Consider the following 16,629-nt stretch of genomic DNA (forward strand, 5'->3'; position numbering starts at 1 on the left):
CGCACCATGCTGTAAGTATCTGCTTGCGGAGGTGCTTATGGCCTGGCGTCCGATTCTCTATGTGATCCTCACGACCCACCCCAGACTCAGCGCGAGGCGTGCCCGTTTGCGTCTGGTCATCTAGCTTTTTATTAACAATCGCGGTATAACACACCTTCTTTGGATGTTTAGATGTCCATACGTATAGAAGGTAATATGCAAACACAACAAGAAAATGGGCAGCTTAAGCGCACCATGAAAACGCGCCACCTGATTATGCTCTCGCTGGGTGGCGTGATTGGGACAGGGTTATTCTTCAATACCGGATACATCATTTCAACGACCGGGGCGGCGGGCACGCTGCTGGCGTACCTGATAGGCGCGCTGGTGGTCTGGCTGGTGATGCAGTGTCTGGGCGAGCTTTCCGTGGCGATGCCGGAAACCGGCGCGTTCCACGTCTACGCCGCCCGCTATCTTGGCCCGGCGACGGGCTATACCGTGGCGTGGCTCTACTGGCTCACCTGGACGGTGGCGCTCGGCTCTAGCTTCACCGCCGCGGGGTTCTGCATGCAGTACTGGTTCCCGCAGGTGCCCGTCTGGGCCTGGTGCGTGGTCTTCTGCGTGGTGATTTTTGGCCTGAACGTCATCTCTACGCGCTTTTTTGCGGAAGGCGAGTTTTGGTTCTCCCTGGTGAAAGTCATCACCATCATCGCCTTTATTATCCTTGGCGGGGCGGCGGTCTTTGGCTTTATCCCGATGCAGGACGGTTCCCCCGCGCCGGGCTTAAGCAACATCACCGCCGAAGGCTGGTTCCCGCACGGCGGCCTGCCGATCCTGATGACCATGGTGGCGGTGAACTTTGCCTTCTCCGGGACGGAGCTCATCGGTATCGCGGCGGGCGAAACGGAAAATCCGCACAAGGTGATTCCGGTTGCGATCCGCACCACCATTGCGCGCCTGATTATCTTCTTTATCGGCACCGTGTTTGTGCTGGCGGCGCTGATCCCGATGCAGCAGGCGGGCGTGGAAAAGAGCCCGTTCGTGCTGGTGTTTGAAAAGGTCGGTATTCCTTACGCGGCTGACATCGTTAACTTCGTGATCCTGACGGCGATCCTCTCGGCGGCGAACTCGGGACTGTACGCTTCCGGGCGCATGCTGTGGTCGCTGTCGAACGAGAAAACGCTGCCGCGCTGCTTTGCCCGCGTGAACAAAAACGGCGTGCCGCTGACGGCGCTCTCGGTTTCTATGCTCGGCGGCGTGCTGGCGCTGTTCTCAAGCGTCGTGGCCCCGGACACGGTGTTTGTCGCGCTCTCCGCGATTTCTGGCTTTGCGGTGGTGGCGGTGTGGATCAGCATCTGCGCGTCGCACTTCGTTTTCCGTCGCCGTCATCTGCAGTCCGGCCAGCCGCTCTCTGCGCTGCAGTACCGCGCGCCGTGGTATCCGCTGGTGCCGGTGCTCGGTTTTATCCTCTGCGTGGTGGCCTGTGTCGGCCTGTGGTTTGACCCAAGCCAGCGCATTGCCCTTTATTGCGGGCTTCCGTTTGTCGCCCTGTGTTATGGTGCGTACTACCTGACCCGAAATATGACATCGCAGGAGCCTGAACATGTCGCAGAATAACCCGCTTACCGCCATCCTTGAAAAACAGCCGTTTGTGGTGCTTGATGGCGCGATGGCGACGGAGCTGGAAGCGCGCGGCTGTAACCTGGCAGACAGCCTCTGGTCAGCCAAAGTGCTGGTGGAAAACCCGGAACTCATCCGTGAAGTGCATCTCGATTACTACCGGGCTGGGGCACAGGTGGCGATCACCGCCAGCTATCAGGCCACGCCTGCGGGGTTTGCGGCGCGCGGTCTGGACGAAGCGCAGTCCCGCGCGCTGATCGGTAAAAGCGTGGAGCTGGCGCGTAAGGCGCGCGAAGCGTACCTGGCCGAAAACCCGCACGCGGGCACGCTGCTGGTGGCGGGATCTGTTGGGCCGTATGGCGCGTATCTGGCGGATGGCTCAGAATATCGCGGCGACTACGTGCGCAGCGCCGGGGAGTTTACTGCCTTCCACCGCCGGCGCGTGGAAGCGCTGCTGGATGCGGGCGCTGACCTGCTGGCCTGCGAAACGCTGCCTTCGTTTGTGGAGATCAAGGCGCTGGCGGCGCTTCTGGCCGGGTACCCCCGCGCCCGGGCGTGGTTCTCCTTTACCCTGCGCGACAGCGAACACCTGAGCGACGGCACGCCGCTGCGCGAGGTGGTCAGCGCGCTGGCAAACTCTCCGCAGATTGTCGCGCTGGGCATTAACTGCATCGCCCTGGAAAACACTTCGGCGGCGCTGAAGCATCTGCAAAGCCTGACGTCGCTGCCGCTGGTGGTCTATCCGAACTCGGGCGAGCATTATGACGCGGTAACCAAAACCTGGCACCACCACGGTGAAGCGTGCGAGACGCTGGTAGGGTATCTGCCGCAGTGGCTGGCTGCCGGGGCTAGGCTGATTGGCGGATGCTGTCGCACCACGCCGAAAGACATTGCTGAGCTGAACGCGCAGCGCTGATGCCCTCACCCTGACCCTCTCCCACGGGGCTGAGGGACCCCCGCATAATAATACCTCCACGGACGGCTCCCTCTCCCTTAAGGGAGAGGGCTGGGGTGAGGGGGAACATACAGCTGTGGTGGTCATTCCGTTCACTTCATGTTCCTTGCTACTTTGTAACGACATGGCCTGTGAACGTGCCAGGGCGGCTCAATCGCCGCCTTGGCGACCCGGGCTCCCGGCGGTAAATCGCCGCTTCGCGGTGCCCTCAGCTTATTCCTTCAGGCTATCGGGTCGGGCATGAGCCTGCATCCCTGCAGGCCACGCCCTCTCGGCGCATCCGTGCGCCTCGCCCCGGCCTTACGGAAACGCTTCGGCGATTTACAGCCGGACCGAAACATCGCTTTAAGCCATTTATTTTCCAGATACCACATGCATCGCTTCAGGTGAAAAAATTACTGGGTAACCCTCCGCCCACGGGGAGAGGGAAAAAAACGAACCGCACAAAATTCGCTATCCTTTCCCGCTTTTTATCTAAAAACGAATCGTTATGAGCGATTCATTTTTATTCCTTTATCAAAATTCCCGCGCCGGAAATACTGCCCTCATAACAACAAGGGGAGCAGGCACTATGGCAATTTCATCGCGAATCACACTTCTCGGCGCACTGGCGCTGTGGGCATTTCAGGCGCAGGCGGTGGACGTCACCGTCGCGTATCAAACTTCTGCGGAACCGGCGAAAGTCGCGCAGGCGGACAACACCTTTGCCAAAGAGAGCGGCGCGAAAGTCGACTGGCGCAAGTTCGACAGCGGGGCGTCCGTTGTGCGTGCGTTAGCCTCCGGCGACGTGCAGATCGGCAATATCGGATCCAGCCCGCTGGCGGTTGCGGCCAGCCAGCAGGTGCCGATCGAGGTTTTCCTGCTCGCCTCGCAGCTCGGTAACTCTGAAGCGCTGGTGGTGAAGAAAAACATCACCAAACCGGAAGATCTGATCGGCAAACGCATCGCCGTGCCGTTTATCTCAACAACCCACTACAGCCTGCTGGCGGCGCTGAAACACTGGGGCATCAAGCCGGGTCAGGTACAAATCATCAACCTGCAGCCGCCGGCGATTATCGCCGCCTGGCAGCGCGGGGATATTGACGGGGCTTACGTCTGGGCTCCGGCAGTGAACGAACTGGAAAAAGACGGCACCGTGCTGACCGACTCTGAAAAAGTGGGCCAGTGGGGCGCGCCAACACTCGACGTGTGGGTCGTGCGCAAAGACTTTGCCGAGAAACATCCCGAAGTGGTGAAAGCCTTCGCCAAAAGCGCGATTGACGCCCAGCAGCCGTACATCTCTAACCCGGATGAATGGCTGAAGCAGCCCGCCAACCTGGAAAAACTCTCCCGCCTGAGCGGCGTGCCGGAAGCGGACGTGCCGGGGCTGGTGAAAGGCAATACCTATCTGACCCCCGCGCAGCAGGTGCAGCAGCTGACCGGGCCGGTGAACAAAGCGATTGTGGATACCGCCACCTTCCTGAAAGAGCAGGGCAAAGTGCCTGCGGTAGCGGCGGATTACAGCCAGTACGTGACCGATCGTTTTGTGAAATAAGGAGTCCGCCATGCTGAATATTACGAACCTGTACGCCGATTACGGCGGGAAACCCGCGCTGGAGGACATCAACCTGACGCTGGACAGCGGTGAGCTGCTGGTGGTGCTGGGCCCGTCCGGGTGCGGAAAAACCACGCTGCTGAATCTGATCGCCGGGTTTGTCCCTTATCAGCATGGCACCATCCAACTGGAAGGCAAAAAGGTGGAAGGCCCGGGCGCCGAGCGCGGCGTGGTCTTCCAGAACGAAGGATTGCTTCCCTGGCGCAACGTGCAGGAAAACGTGGCGTTTGGGCTACAGCTTGCGGGCATCAACCGCGAACAGCGGCTGGAAACGGCGCGGGCGATGCTGAAAAAAGTGGGGCTGGAAGGGGCGGAAAAACGCTTTATCTGGCAGCTTTCCGGCGGCCAGCGTCAGCGCGTCGGTATTGCCCGCGCGCTGGCCGCGAATCCGCAGCTGTTGCTGCTGGACGAGCCGTTCGGGGCGCTTGATGCCTTCACCCGCGAGCAGATGCAAACCCTGCTGCTGCGCCTGTGGCACGAGACGGGCAAGCAGGTGCTGTTGATTACCCACGATATCGAAGAGGCGGTGTTTATGGCGACGGAGCTGGTGCTGCTCTCGCCGGGGCCGGGCCGCGTGCTGGAGCGCTTGCCGCTGGAATTCGCCCGCCGCTACGTCGCGGGAGAGCCCGTGCGCAGCATCAAATCCGATCCGCTGTTTATCGAGCAGCGAGAATACGTCTTAAGCCGCGTGTTTGAACAACGGGAGGCTTTCTCATGAGCATCGTCTTCAGTGAAAAAACGCGCCGCACGCGTCTGGCGCTGCGCTGGCCTTTCTCGCGCCAAATCACGTTGAGCGTCGGTACGCTGCTGGTGCTGCTGGCGGTGTGGTGGGCGGTTGCTGCCCAGCAGTGGGTCAGCCCGCTGTTTCTGCCGCCGCCGGGCCAGGTGCTGGCCAAACTCATTACCATCGCCGGGCCGCAGGGCTTTATGGATGCCACGCTCTGGCAGCATCTTGGAGCCAGTCTGGCGCGTATTCTGGTGGCGCTTCTGGCTGCCGTCATCATCGGAATTCCCGTGGGCATTGCGATGGGGCTGAGCCCGACGGTGCGCGGTATTCTCGACCCGCTGATTGAGCTTTACCGCCCGGTGCCGCCGCTGGCCTATCTGCCGCTGATGGTTATCTGGTTTGGCATCGGTGAAACGTCAAAAATCCTGCTGATTTATCTGGCGATTTTCGCCCCGGTTGCCATGTCGGCGCTGGCGGGCGTGAAGAGCGCCCAGCAGGTGCGGATCCGCGCGGCGCAGTCGCTGGGAGCCAGCCGCACGCAGGTGCTGCTGTTCGTGATTTTACCGGGCGCGCTGCCGGAGATTTTAACCGGGCTGCGCATCGGCCTCGGCGTGGGCTGGTCCACGCTGGTGGCGGCAGAGCTGATTGCGGCCACGCGCGGCCTTGGCTTTATGGTGCAGTCGGCGGGAGAGTTCCTGGCGACTGACGTGGTGCTGGCAGGGATCGCGGTGATTGCCGCGATCGCCTTTGGATTAGAACTGGGGCTGCGCGCGTTACAGCGCCGCCTGACGCCCTGGCATGGAGAAATACAATGAGTGAACGTCTGACCATTACCCCGCTGGGGCCGTACATTGGCGCGCAGGTGTCGGGCCTGGATGTGACCCGTCCGCTGAGCGATAACCAGTTCGAGCAGCTGTACCACGCGGTGCTGCGCCATCAGGTCGTTTTCCTGCGCGAACAGGCGATCACCCCGCAGCAGCAGCGCGCGCTGGCCCTGCGCTTTGGCGATCTGCATATCCACCCCGTCTATCCACATGCGGAAGGCGTGGAGGAGATTATCGTGCTGGACACCCACAACGATAACCCGCCGGATAACGACAACTGGCACACCGACGTAACCTTTATCGAGACGCCGCCCGCTGGGGCGATTCTGGCGGCGAAGCTGCTGCCGGAAACCGGCGGCGATACGCTGTGGACCAGCGGCATTGCGGCGTATGAGGCGCTCTCCGCGCCGTTCCGGACGCTGCTGAGCGGTCTGCGGGCGGAGCACGACTTCAAAAAATCGTTCCAGGAATACAAGTACCGTAAAACGGAAGAGGAGCATCAGCGCTGGCAGGAGGCGGTTGCGAAGCATCCTCCGCTGCTGCACCCGGTGGTGCGGACCCATCCGGTCACGGGCAAGCAGGCGCTGTTCGTGAACGAAGGGTTCACGACGCGCATTGTGGACGTGTCCGAGAAAGAGAGTGAGGCGCTGCTGGGATTCCTGTTCGCGCATGTCACTAAGCCGGAGTTTCAGGTGCGCTGGCGCTGGCAGGAGAATGACCTGGCGATCTGGGATAACCGCGTGACGCAGCACTATGCCAATGCGGACTATCTTCCGCAGCGCCGGGTTATGCAGCGGGCGACGATCCTGGGGGATAAGCCGTTTTATCGTGCGCCTTGATCCCCTCACCCTAACCCTCTCCCCAAAGGGGCGAGGGGACTGCCCGGTGCGGTTTTCACCCTCTCCCTTTTAGGGAGAGGGCTGGGGTGAGGGTATTAAATGCGCCTCAATATACCGCTGATACCGGTTCGCCTTCAGGTAACACAAATCCACCAGTACCAGTCCGTCGACGCAGTCGTTAAACGCCGGGTCGCTGCCAAAATCAATAAACTGCACGCCGCCGGGTTCGCAAAGCTCGGAATACTGCTTGTAGAGCGGCGGAATGCCGCACCCAAGATTGCCGAGCAGGGATTTCAGCTTTGTCAGATCGTCCACGTAATCCACGCCGCCAAACTGCGCGAGCACGTCCGGCAGCGATGCGGGATACGGCTGACGTGACGCGGCGAGCGGATGCGTTGCCGGGAACCACAGGCGATAAAAGGCCACCAGCAGATCCCGCGCGGCAGGCGGTAAGCCGCCGGAAATGGAGACCGGGCCAAACAGGTAGCGGTAGTTCGGATAACGCGCCAGGTAGGCCCCAATGCCGGACCATAAATAGTCCAGGCCACGGCGTCCCCAGTAGCGCGGCTGAATAAAGCTGCGCCCCAGCTCAATACCGTGCTCCAGCACGTCCTGCATTTTGTCGTCGTAGTGGAACAGGCTATAGCTGTACAACCCTTCCAGACCGCGACGTTCAACCTGTCTGGCGGTCGGCATAAAGCGATACGCGCCGACGATCTCCAGATCCTCATCATCCCACAGGATCAGGTGCAGATAATCATCATCGTAGCAGTCGGTGTCACGGCGTTTGCCGCTCCCTTCCTCGACCGCGCGAAAGGCAATCTCGCGCAGGCGGCCCAGCTCGCGCAACAGCGGGGCGTCTTCCTGACCGTTGCGCTGCCAAAGATAGATGGTTTTACCGTCGCTGGTATTGCCCAGACATTCGGCCTGCGCCAGCGCGCGTTTCAGGGTGGCCCGGTCTTCCGGACGGGCAATGGCGCACTGGGTTTTAAAGACGCCAGGCAATCCCTTGCCAAGACGCATCACATGCTGACGGCACTGTTCGGCCATCTCACGCGACGAAAGGGTGGCGCTGTGCCAGTGATGCCAGGCAATCTGCTGGCCGATTTTAATCGGCAGCTGGCTATGGCGGCGGCGGAACATCTGCTGCATCAGCAACAGCATCGACAGCGTCGGGGAGACCAGCGTGCTGGCATAGAAGAGCAGGCTGTTATGCGCCTGAATATGCACCGGCAGCAGCGGGGCGCGCAGCTTGCTGGCGAGTTTGATAAAGCCAGAGTGCCACTTTTTGTCGCGAATGCCTTTGCGCGTGGGGCGGGAAACTTCTCCGGCCGGGAAGAAGATCAGCACGCCTGCGTTTTGCAGATGCTGTTCCATCTGCACCAGCGACGATTTCGCCGTCCTGCCGCCCATATTGTCCACCGGAATAAACAGCGAGCTGAGGGGCTCAAGGTGGGTTAGCATCCGGTTGGTCACGACTTTAACGTCGCGTCGCACGCGGGAGACGGCGTACATCAGCGCCAGACCGTCCAGCGTACCCGTCGGGTGGTTGGCAATAATGACCAGCGGGCCATGTTCGGGGATTTGTTCAAGATCGCGGGCGGAAACGGTGCAGAGAATATCAAGGTGTTCCAGAACTTGCTCCACCATATCCAGTCCTTTCAGGTGGCGGTGTGCTGCGGCAAATTGCTGAAATTCGTCTTCGTAAAACAGTCTTTTTAACAGACTTTTTTGCCAGGGTGCAGGCCTCGCCTGAGGCCAAAGATCGTCGAGAACGCTATCGAGGCTAAACATGGTTACTCCTCCTGCCGTCTTGCGAAGACAGTAGAAGGAGCAGATGTCGGTTGTATTGCAGTTTGGTGAAGATTAGCGCAGAGAGCAGGCCGGGTAAGGTGAAGCCGCTACCCGGCGCTAGAGCGGATTAACGCAGGATTTTCTTCTCGGCCAGATCCAGCGCGAAGTAGCTGAAGATCAGATCCGCGCCTGCGCGTTTGATGGCGCCGAGGCTTTCGAGGACCACTTTCTCTTCGTCAATCGCACCGGCCAGCGCGGCGAATTTGATCATCGCGTACTCGCCGCTGACCTGGTAAGCGCCCAATGGCAGCTCGGTGCGCTCGCGGATGTCGCGCAGGATATCAAGGTACGCGCCCGCTGGTTTCACCATCAGGCAGTCTGCGCCCTGGGCTTCATCGAGCAGGGATTCGCGAATCGCTTCCCGACGGTTCAGCGGGTTCATCTGATAGGTTTTACGATCGCCCTTCAGCGCCGTGCCCGCAGCTTCGCGGAACGGACCGTAGAAGGAGGAGGCAAATTTGGTGGAGTAAGACATGATGGCGGTGTCGGTAAAGCCCGCCGCGTCCAGCGCCTGACGGATCGCCTGAACCTGTCCGTCCATTGCGGCAGAGGGCGCGATGAAGTCCGCACCCGCAGCGGCAGCCACGACCGCCTGTTTGCCGAGGTTCAGCAGGGTGGCATCGTTGTCCACGCCGTGATCGCACAGCACGCCGCAGTGGCCGTGAGAGGTATATTCGCAGAAGCAGGTGTCTGACATTACCACCATTTCCGGCACGGTCTCTTTGCAGATGCGCGACATGCGGGCGACGAGGCCATCTTCTTTCCACGCGTCGCTGCCGGTGGCATCGGTATGGTGAGAGATGCCGAAGGTCATCACCGAGCGGATCCCCGCGTTGGCGATGCGTTCAATCTCACGCGCCAGATATTTCTCCGGAATGCGCATTACGCCCGGCATGGCTTCGATGGCTTTGTAGTCATCGATCTCTTCTTCGACAAAAATCGGCAACACCAGATCGTTTAAGGTCAGGGTTGTCTCTTCAAACATAGCGCGCAGTGCAGGTGACTTGCGCAGGCGGCGGGGACGTGCAATTAAATCGGTCATGGTATGCCTGATGTTTGTGGAACAAAGAAGGCTAGTGTACCTCAAAGTGAAGACAGGTGTTTTGGTAAAAGTGGGCATTTTATTTTTGTAAAATGTGATGGGTCTGGCTTTCTGGCATCAATATATAATGCAGGGCAGTATAACGCCGAAATGGAGATGAGTTATTCATATTGTTTTTATATTAAATAGAAAACATCATTGGAAATGATTCATTATTTATTTTTATATGTGTCTTATTGTTTTGTCTGTATTTTAATGCTTTGTTTTTATAATATTTATCTGTAGTGACAGATGCTTTCTCGGTTTTGATGTGTTATTAGTCTGGATACGGACTTAATGGAAACATTCATTGAACCTTTTCGAAATGAAAATGCATAATTCCCTCCGCAATTAAACATTGCAAAATCATTGATGGACAAACTTGCTTACGTCCCTGAGGAGGGATGACCCAATGCAAACATGGAAAAAGAAACTCGTTGTATCTCAACTTGCATTAGCCTGCACCCTGGCTATCGCTTCTCAGGCCAATGCGAAGGATATTTCCGGTACGACATATAATACATTCGGATACGATAATACCGTTTCCACTCCCTGGTATTATGGCTATGCCGACTGGGATTACTCAGACGCGACCCATGACGGTGATATTTATCCGGTGATTAATAAAAGCACCGTGAATGGTGTTATTTCAACATACTATCTGGATGATGGCATTAATGGTCGGGCGAATGCGTTAAGCATTTCCAACAGCACCATTAATGGCATGATTACCTCTGAATGTATGACCTCCTCGTGTGCTGATGGCCTGGATACCGATGGCACCAACCATTCTCAATACGATCGTTTAAGCCTGACCGTAGATAATTCCACCATTAACGACACCTATGAGCATTATGCGTATGACGTCGTGAATGGGGAAAATACGGAAAGACACTATCTGGACACGTATAATCTGGGTAATGCGATTACCCTGGATGTGGAGTCCGATATTGTTATCCAGAACAATTCCCACATTGCCGGTATTACCCTGACGCAGGGTTATCAGGAGCCGGATAACACTCCTTACGACGGTGTGGAAGGCGTAGCCAACAGCAGCAAAGTATTTACCGACACGCTGGTGGTGAAAGACTCCGTTCTGACCTCAGGCGCGTACCGCGATCTGGGGACCAGCGGGTTCTACGGTCAAACCGCGAAGCCGAGCGACTACGGTGAAACGAATGCCACGGCAGCAGATGATGCGGCGCTGATCGTTGCCGCTAGCGCGTCTGATAACGCAATGCAGACCACTGCCACGTTCGATCATTCCACCGTTACTGGTGATATTCTGTTCTCCAGCACCTTCGACAACAACTTCTATCCGAACGGCGATCCGGCAACGGATACGAGTGCAGACGGTGTCTATAACCCAACCACTAACGGCTGGGATGGCACCGATAAGCTGGATGTCACCCTGACCAACGGCAGCAAATGGGTCGGCGCAGCACAGTCCAGCGTCGAGGCTATCGGCCCAGCGCAGATGTATGGTCTGGGCTACAGCAACGTAGACTGGAGTAGCTTATCCCCTAACAGCATTTGGCCGGATTCCATTTATGACAGCAACGGACACGTTACGGGTGAAGCTGTGTATCAGAGCGGGCTGTTTAACATCGCGCTGGATAATGGCTCTGAGTGGGATACCCGCAAGCTTTCAAACATCGACACGCTGACGGTAAACAACCAGTCTCAGGTTAACGTTGAAGACTCTGATCTGCTGGCGGACTCCATCACTCTGACCAATGCTTCATCAATGAATATTGGAGACAGCGGTGCTGTGGCGACCGACCATCTGTATCTGGACAGCTATAGCCGTGCGGCACTGACGGAAGAAACGGCCGAACTGTATGCCAACACCATCACCGTGGATAACGGTGCTGAGCTGGCGCTGGGGCTGGGTCAGGTTGATACGCACAATATGGAACTGACCGATGGCGGGGTGCTGAACGTTGCCAGCCGTGATTACGTCCTGAACAGCGATCTGAACAACGCACGCTATATCACTAACGATAAGTACAATGCCGATTACGACTACGGTGTTGTGGCGATTAACTCTAATGGCCATCTGTCAGTAAACGGTGACGTTGCAGGTAACTACCAGGTGCGCATCGACGATGCGACCGGTGCGGGTTCCGTTGCCGATTACAAAAACAAAGAGATTATTCGCGTCTATGACAATAACGCGGATACCACAGCCAGCTTTACTGCCGCAAACAAAGCCGATTTAGGTGCTTACACCTATCAGGCGCAGCAGCAGGGTGACGCCGTTGTACTCCAGCAGAAAGAGCTGACCGACTCTGCCAACATGGCGCTGAGCATCCCATCTGCCAATACCAATATCTGGAATCTGCAGCAGGATACCGTCGGCACGCGTCTGACCAACAGCCGTCACGGCCTGGCGGATAACGGCGGGGCGTGGGTGAGCTACTTCGGTGGCAACTTCGACGGTGACAATGGCGTTATCAGCTACGATCAGGACGTGAGTGGTATTATGGTGGGTCTGGACACCCAGATTGACGGTAATAACGCGAAGTGGATCGTCGGTGGTGCGGCAGGTTTCGCGAAGGGTGATACCAGCGATCGTACCGGTCAGGTCGATCAGGATAGCCAGACAGCGATGATCTATGCGTCAGCGAAGTTCATGAACGATCTGTTCCTCGACAGCTCCCTGAGCTACACCCGCTTCAACAGCGATCTCTCTGCCAACATGAGCAACGGTAAGTATGTTGACGGCAATACCACGAATGATGCTGTTGGTTTTGGGCTGAAGCTGGGCTATGACTGGAAGCCAAACCTCTCTGGCTACGTTACGCCATATGCAGCCGTATCTGGCCTGTTCCAGTCTGGCGATGATTATCGTCTGAGCAATGACATGCGCGTCGATGGGCAATCTTACGATAGCCTGCGTTATGAACTCGGTGTTGATACGGGTTACACCTTCAACTACGGCGGCGAACAGGCTCTGACGCCTTACTTCAAACTGGCCTACGTCTATGACGATGCCGATAACAATGCCGATATTAACGGTGACAGCATTGATAACGGCGTGAAAGGCTCCGCTGTGCGGGTAGGGCTGGGCACCCAGTTCAGCTTCACGAAGAACTTCAGTGCGTACACCGATGCCACTTATCTGGGCGGCGGCGACGTTGATCAGAACTGGGGCGCAAATCTGGGAGTGAAATATACCTGGTAATGAATAAAAGCGGGGGGAGTGGTTATCTCCCCCGCTTTTTATAGAAGCAATAAAAATAATATTGAACCGACAAATACGGATGACTTGAGGTCTGCATGAACGTTAATGCGAAACCGCTTTCTGAATTACGCCGGCTCGAACAGTATTTAACAGCGGCCAGTACCCCTTTTACATGTGCGCCCCAGCAATTAATTACGTCAGGGGAATGGAATGAGCCTTGTACGATCGTATTACAAACCGGCGTTATTGAGGTTTATCGAACTTCTGATGAATTACTGGTGGGGATTGCGACTGCCCCTTTTATATTCGGGCTATCTACGGTGGTGATTAATCACTCTCACGAATACAGGGTAATTGCTAAAACGGCCTGTACCGGTTTTTATTTGCCCACGGAAACCACCCGTCAACTCATCCAGCAGTATTCACTCTGGAAAGAGGCCTTCTGCTGGTTATCCTGGATAACTTACATTCTTGAGAAACGCGATAAGCAGCTGGTGGGAAATAATTCCTATCACCAGATCCGCTCGATGCTGCTGAATATGGCGGAATGGGATGAAACGCTGCGTTCAAAAATCGGTGTGATGAATCATATTCAACAGAGCACACGAATTTCACGGTCCGTTGTTGCCGAGGTGCTTGCCGCCCTGAGGCAGGGAAACTATATCAACATGAGCCGGGGCAAGCTGGTCAGCATCAACCGCTTGCCCACGGAATATTAAAATTAGTTAGACGCGGTGAGAACCTGGGCTTTATTGGCGCTCAGCTCAGCCACTAAGTTATTAATCCCGTCACTCATATTGACGAAACGCGTATGCGGGGAGCGGGTGACCACCACAAATGCGCCCACGTTTGACTGCGGGATCATGGCCATATAGGTGATGAATCCACCACCGCCGCCGGTTTTCTGAATAATACCCGGACGGCCATTTTTCGGAGCCATATAGACCCAGCCCATACCGAGCGCGTCGGCTTTACCCGGCACGTCCATCCCGATGACGCGTTGCAGCTGAGTGCGCTGATAAATCAGGGTCTGCATGCGATCGGCCTGGCTGCTGCGTGCGTAGAAATCTGAGGAAAGGAACTGTTGCATCCAGCGCATCATGTCGCCAGGCGTGGAATAGACCCCGCCGCTGCCCACGGCCGCCAGCGTGTTATTACAGGGACTAGCGCCTTTCTCCGCCACCATCAGGCGACGGCACTGATCCGGAGACGGGGTAAAGGTGGTGTCTTTCATACCCAGCGGACGGGTTATCTGCTCTTCGAACAGCTGCGTATAGGGTTTGCCAGCCGCCGTTGAAAGGGCGTCCGCCAGCAGGTCAAAGGCCAGGTTTGAATAAGAGGCCTGCGAACCCGGCGCCGCCTTCAGCGTGGCGGTACTCAGGTAGCTCCAGCGCTGGTCGCGCGTTGGCCAGACAAATACGTCACGGTGCGCCGCCCCGCCTGGCTGCTCACGCGGCAGGGCGCTGGTGTGGGTGGCAAGGTTCACAAGCCGAATCGGCGTACCCTGCCAGGTTGGAACCCGGGCGCCTGGAGGCGCGTATTTGCTGAGCGGGTCGTCGAGTTTTACCACGCCCTGATCGAGCAGTTTCACCAGCATTTCGCTGGTCATCAGCTTGGTTAAGGACGCGATGCGAATAACGGAATCCAGCTGCGGGTGAACGTTATTTCCTGGGCGCGTCTCGCCAAAGCTGCGGAATACACGCTGGTTGCCGTCGATGACGACCATCGCCATCCCGGTCGCGCCGCTGCCGTAATAGATAAGGTTCGCGTAGCGATCGGCAATATCTGAAGCTAAAACGGGCGCCGTCAGCGGTTGGGCTGCCTGGGCGGTAGAAAAGCTCACCGCACACAGCGCGGCAAAAGAGAGCAGACAACGTTTCAACGAAAAGCATCCATGAAGTGAATGAAGAAAGTAATGGGTATTTATACTACTAATCGGTACCGCGCAATGCCCCGAATTGCATAACGATAGCGAGAAAAACGTAACCATGGGTAAATATGAACAATTTACTTACGAGCCATCTCCCATTTTGTGACATCGGGCTTATGATAGGCACCAGTGTCACTCAATCTTACGGAGAACGGTATGTCTGAGAAGCGTGTGGTTATGGTTGTCGATATGCAGAACGGGGTATTTGAAACCCCTCGTCATCAGCGCGAAAAATGTGTCTCTCTGATCAACCAGCTTACGCAGGCAGCCGACAAGGTCATTTTTATTCAGCATACCGAGGCAGGGGGCCTGGAAGAGGGAAGTGAAGGGTTTGCGCTACTGCCTGAACTCCATCAGCCAGCTGACGCGCTGTATGTGACCAAAACCGCCTGTGATGCCTTCTATAACACCGTGCTTGAGGCGCTGCTGCGTGAGCAGGGCATTCGCGAGTTTGTCATCTGCGGCTGCGCCACCGATTACTGCGTCGATGCGACGATCAAGAACGGCGTCAGCCGGGGTTATCACATCACCGTGGCGGAAGATGCCCATACTACCGCCAATCGCCCGGCGGCAGATGCGCGGATCCTGATTAACCACCACAACGACGTCTGGCGTAACTTCATCGCGCCGGCGAATCCTCTCGCGGTGAAACGCACCGAAACAATTCTCGAAAACTGGAAAGCGAACTAATAATCAACCCTCGGGTCTGACCTTTTTGCCTGAGTCGGGAGGCTGGCTCGGGCAGGTTTTTCGTGTGGTAACGTGTTGTGCACAGCAACAGCCATAACAACAAGAAGGAAGCATTATGTTTAAGTCTTTTTTCCCAAAGCCGGGGCCTTTTTTCCTGTCGGCATTTATTTGGGCACTCATCGCTGTCATTTTCTGGCAGGCGGGCGGCGGCGCATGGCTGACGCGCATCACGGGAGCAACGGGCGAGGTGCCGATTAGCGCCGCGCGCTTCTGGTCGCTCAGCTATCTGCTGTTTTACGCCTACTACACGGTGTGCGTAGGGCTGTTTGCCCTGTTCTGGTTTATGTATTCTCCGCACCGCTGGCAGTACTGGTCTATCCTCGGCACATCGCTAATTATCTTTGTCACCTGGTTCCTCGTGGAGGTGGGCGTGGCGGTTAACGCCTGGTATGCGCCATTCTACGATCTGATCCAGACCGCGCTGAGCTCGCCGCATAAGGTGACCATCAACCAGTTCTATCATGAAGTAGGCGTCTTCCTCGGTATCGCCCTTATTGCGGTGATTATCGGCGTGATGAACAACTTCTTCGTCAGCCACTACGTTTTCCGCTGGCGTACCGCGATGAACGAACATTATATGGCGCACTGGCAGCACCTGCGCCATATCGAAGGTGCCGCACAGCGTGTGCAGGAAGACACCATGCGTTTTGCCTCCACCCTTGAAGACATGGGCGTCAGCTTTATCAACGCCATCATGACGCTAATCGCCTTCCTGCCGGTGCTGGTGACGCTCTCGGCGCACGTGCCGGATCTGCCGATTGTCGGCCATATTCCTTATGGTCTGGTGATTGCCGCGATCGTCTGGTCGCTGATGGGCACGGGCCTGCTGGCGGTGGTGGGGATCAAACTGCCGGGCCTGGAGTTTAAAAATCAACGCGTGGAAGCCGCTTACCGTAAAGAACTGGTTTACGGCGAAGATGACGCCAACCGCGCCTCGCCGCCAACCGTCCGCGAGCTGTTTGGCGCCGTGCGTCGTAACTACTTCCGACTCTACTTCCACTATATGTATTTCAACATTGCCCGTATTTTGTATCTGCAGGTGGATAACGTTTTCGGTTTGTTCCTGCTGTTCCCGTCGATTGTTGCGGGTACGATTACGCTCGGTCTGATGACGCAGATCACCAACGTTTTCGGTCAGGTTCGCGGGTCGTTCCAGTACCTGATCAGCTCCTGGACCACCCTGGTAGAACTGATGTCCATCTACAAACGTCTGCGCAGTTTTGAACGTGAGCTGGACGATCGTGACCTGCAGGAAGTCACCAACACATTTAGCTAATACAGGAAGTTGC

Annotated in this window: 13 protein-coding genes; 10 read left to right on the top strand and 3 right to left on the bottom strand. The window is 56.9% G+C overall.

Features of this window, described 5'->3' with window-relative positions; translation table 11 throughout:
* Positions 1–195 precede the first annotated feature (195 nt).
* The 6 genes from mmuP to tauD all read left to right on the top strand — a co-directional run bounded on the left by mmuP (position 196) and on the right by tauD (position 6,538).
* Positions 196–1,596: an S-methylmethionine permease gene (mmuP, locus tag ACERY3_RS00270; protein ID WP_023334652.1), complete on the top strand. Its 1,401-nt coding sequence runs from the start codon at positions 196–198 to the stop codon at positions 1,594–1,596.
* A complete protein-coding gene (mmuM, locus tag ACERY3_RS00275; RefSeq protein ID WP_373224855.1) occupies positions 1,583–2,515 on the top strand; it encodes a homocysteine S-methyltransferase in 933 nt (310 codons plus the stop codon). The genes mmuP and mmuM overlap by 14 nt, the downstream gene beginning before the upstream one ends.
* A gap of 610 nt (positions 2,516–3,125) precedes the next feature.
* A complete protein-coding gene (gene tauA / locus ACERY3_RS00280; RefSeq protein ID WP_023293188.1) occupies positions 3,126–4,088 on the top strand; it encodes a taurine ABC transporter substrate-binding protein in 963 nt (320 codons plus the stop codon).
* A gap of 10 nt (positions 4,089–4,098) precedes the next feature.
* Positions 4,099–4,866 (top strand): taurine ABC transporter ATP-binding subunit, encoded by a 768-nt coding sequence (tauB, locus tag ACERY3_RS00285; RefSeq protein WP_335279892.1) that lies wholly within the window; start codon positions 4,099–4,101, stop codon positions 4,864–4,866.
* Positions 4,863–5,690 (top strand): taurine ABC transporter permease TauC, encoded by an 828-nt coding sequence (tauC, locus tag ACERY3_RS00290; RefSeq protein ID WP_010427972.1) that lies wholly within the window; start codon positions 4,863–4,865, stop codon positions 5,688–5,690. Before tauB ends, tauC begins: the two co-directional genes overlap by 4 nt.
* Positions 5,687–6,538: a taurine dioxygenase gene (gene tauD / locus ACERY3_RS00295; RefSeq protein WP_373224856.1), complete on the top strand. Its 852-nt coding sequence runs from the start codon at positions 5,687–5,689 to the stop codon at positions 6,536–6,538. Before tauC ends, tauD begins: the two co-directional genes overlap by 4 nt.
* A gap of 69 nt (positions 6,539–6,607) precedes the next feature.
* On the opposite strand, the gene ACERY3_RS00300 is transcribed toward tauD, so the two are convergent.
* On the bottom strand, positions 6,608–8,332 hold the full coding sequence (locus ACERY3_RS00300; protein ID WP_033144733.1) for a lysophospholipid acyltransferase family protein: 1,725 nt from the start codon (positions 8,330–8,332) through the stop codon (positions 6,608–6,610).
* Positions 8,333–8,459: 127 nt separating this feature from the next.
* Positions 8,460–9,434, bottom strand: a complete 975-nt coding sequence (hemB, locus tag ACERY3_RS00305; protein ID WP_028017695.1) for a porphobilinogen synthase — start codon at positions 9,432–9,434, stop codon at positions 8,460–8,462.
* Between the two features lie 451 nt (positions 9,435–9,885).
* Between hemB and ACERY3_RS00310 the strand changes: the two genes are divergently transcribed.
* Both ACERY3_RS00310 and ACERY3_RS00315 read left to right on the top strand, forming a co-directional pair.
* The gene (locus ACERY3_RS00310) at positions 9,886–12,660 is read left to right on the top strand and encodes an autotransporter outer membrane beta-barrel domain-containing protein (RefSeq protein ID WP_373224857.1); all 2,775 of its coding nucleotides are present in this window, start codon (positions 9,886–9,888) and stop codon (positions 12,658–12,660) included.
* A gap of 95 nt (positions 12,661–12,755) precedes the next feature.
* Entirely contained in the window at positions 12,756–13,379 is a 624-nt protein-coding gene (locus ACERY3_RS00315; protein ID WP_033144736.1) for a helix-turn-helix domain-containing protein, read from the top strand.
* A 2-nt stretch (positions 13,380–13,381) separates the two neighbouring features.
* Here ACERY3_RS00315 and ampH read toward each other — a convergent pair whose 3' ends face one another.
* Positions 13,382–14,542, bottom strand: coding sequence for a D-alanyl-D-alanine-carboxypeptidase/endopeptidase AmpH (gene ampH / locus ACERY3_RS00320; protein ID WP_039263885.1), 1,161 nt, complete (start codon positions 14,540–14,542; stop codon positions 13,382–13,384).
* Between the two features lie 204 nt (positions 14,543–14,746).
* Here ampH and ACERY3_RS00325 point away from each other — a divergent pair, with 204 nt between their 5' ends.
* Positions 14,747–15,280, top strand: a complete 534-nt coding sequence (locus ACERY3_RS00325) for an isochorismatase family protein (RefSeq protein ID WP_033144738.1) — start codon at positions 14,747–14,749, stop codon at positions 15,278–15,280.
* A gap of 115 nt (positions 15,281–15,395) precedes the next feature.
* Positions 15,396–16,616, top strand: coding sequence for a peptide antibiotic transporter SbmA (sbmA, locus tag ACERY3_RS00330; RefSeq protein ID WP_033144739.1), 1,221 nt, complete (start codon positions 15,396–15,398; stop codon positions 16,614–16,616).
* Positions 16,617–16,629: the final 13 nt, after the last annotated feature.

Source organism: Enterobacter cloacae complex sp. ESBL7, assembly GCF_041679625.1.
In the GTDB taxonomy this organism is placed as follows: domain Bacteria; phylum Pseudomonadota; class Gammaproteobacteria; order Enterobacterales; family Enterobacteriaceae; genus Enterobacter; species Enterobacter asburiae_B.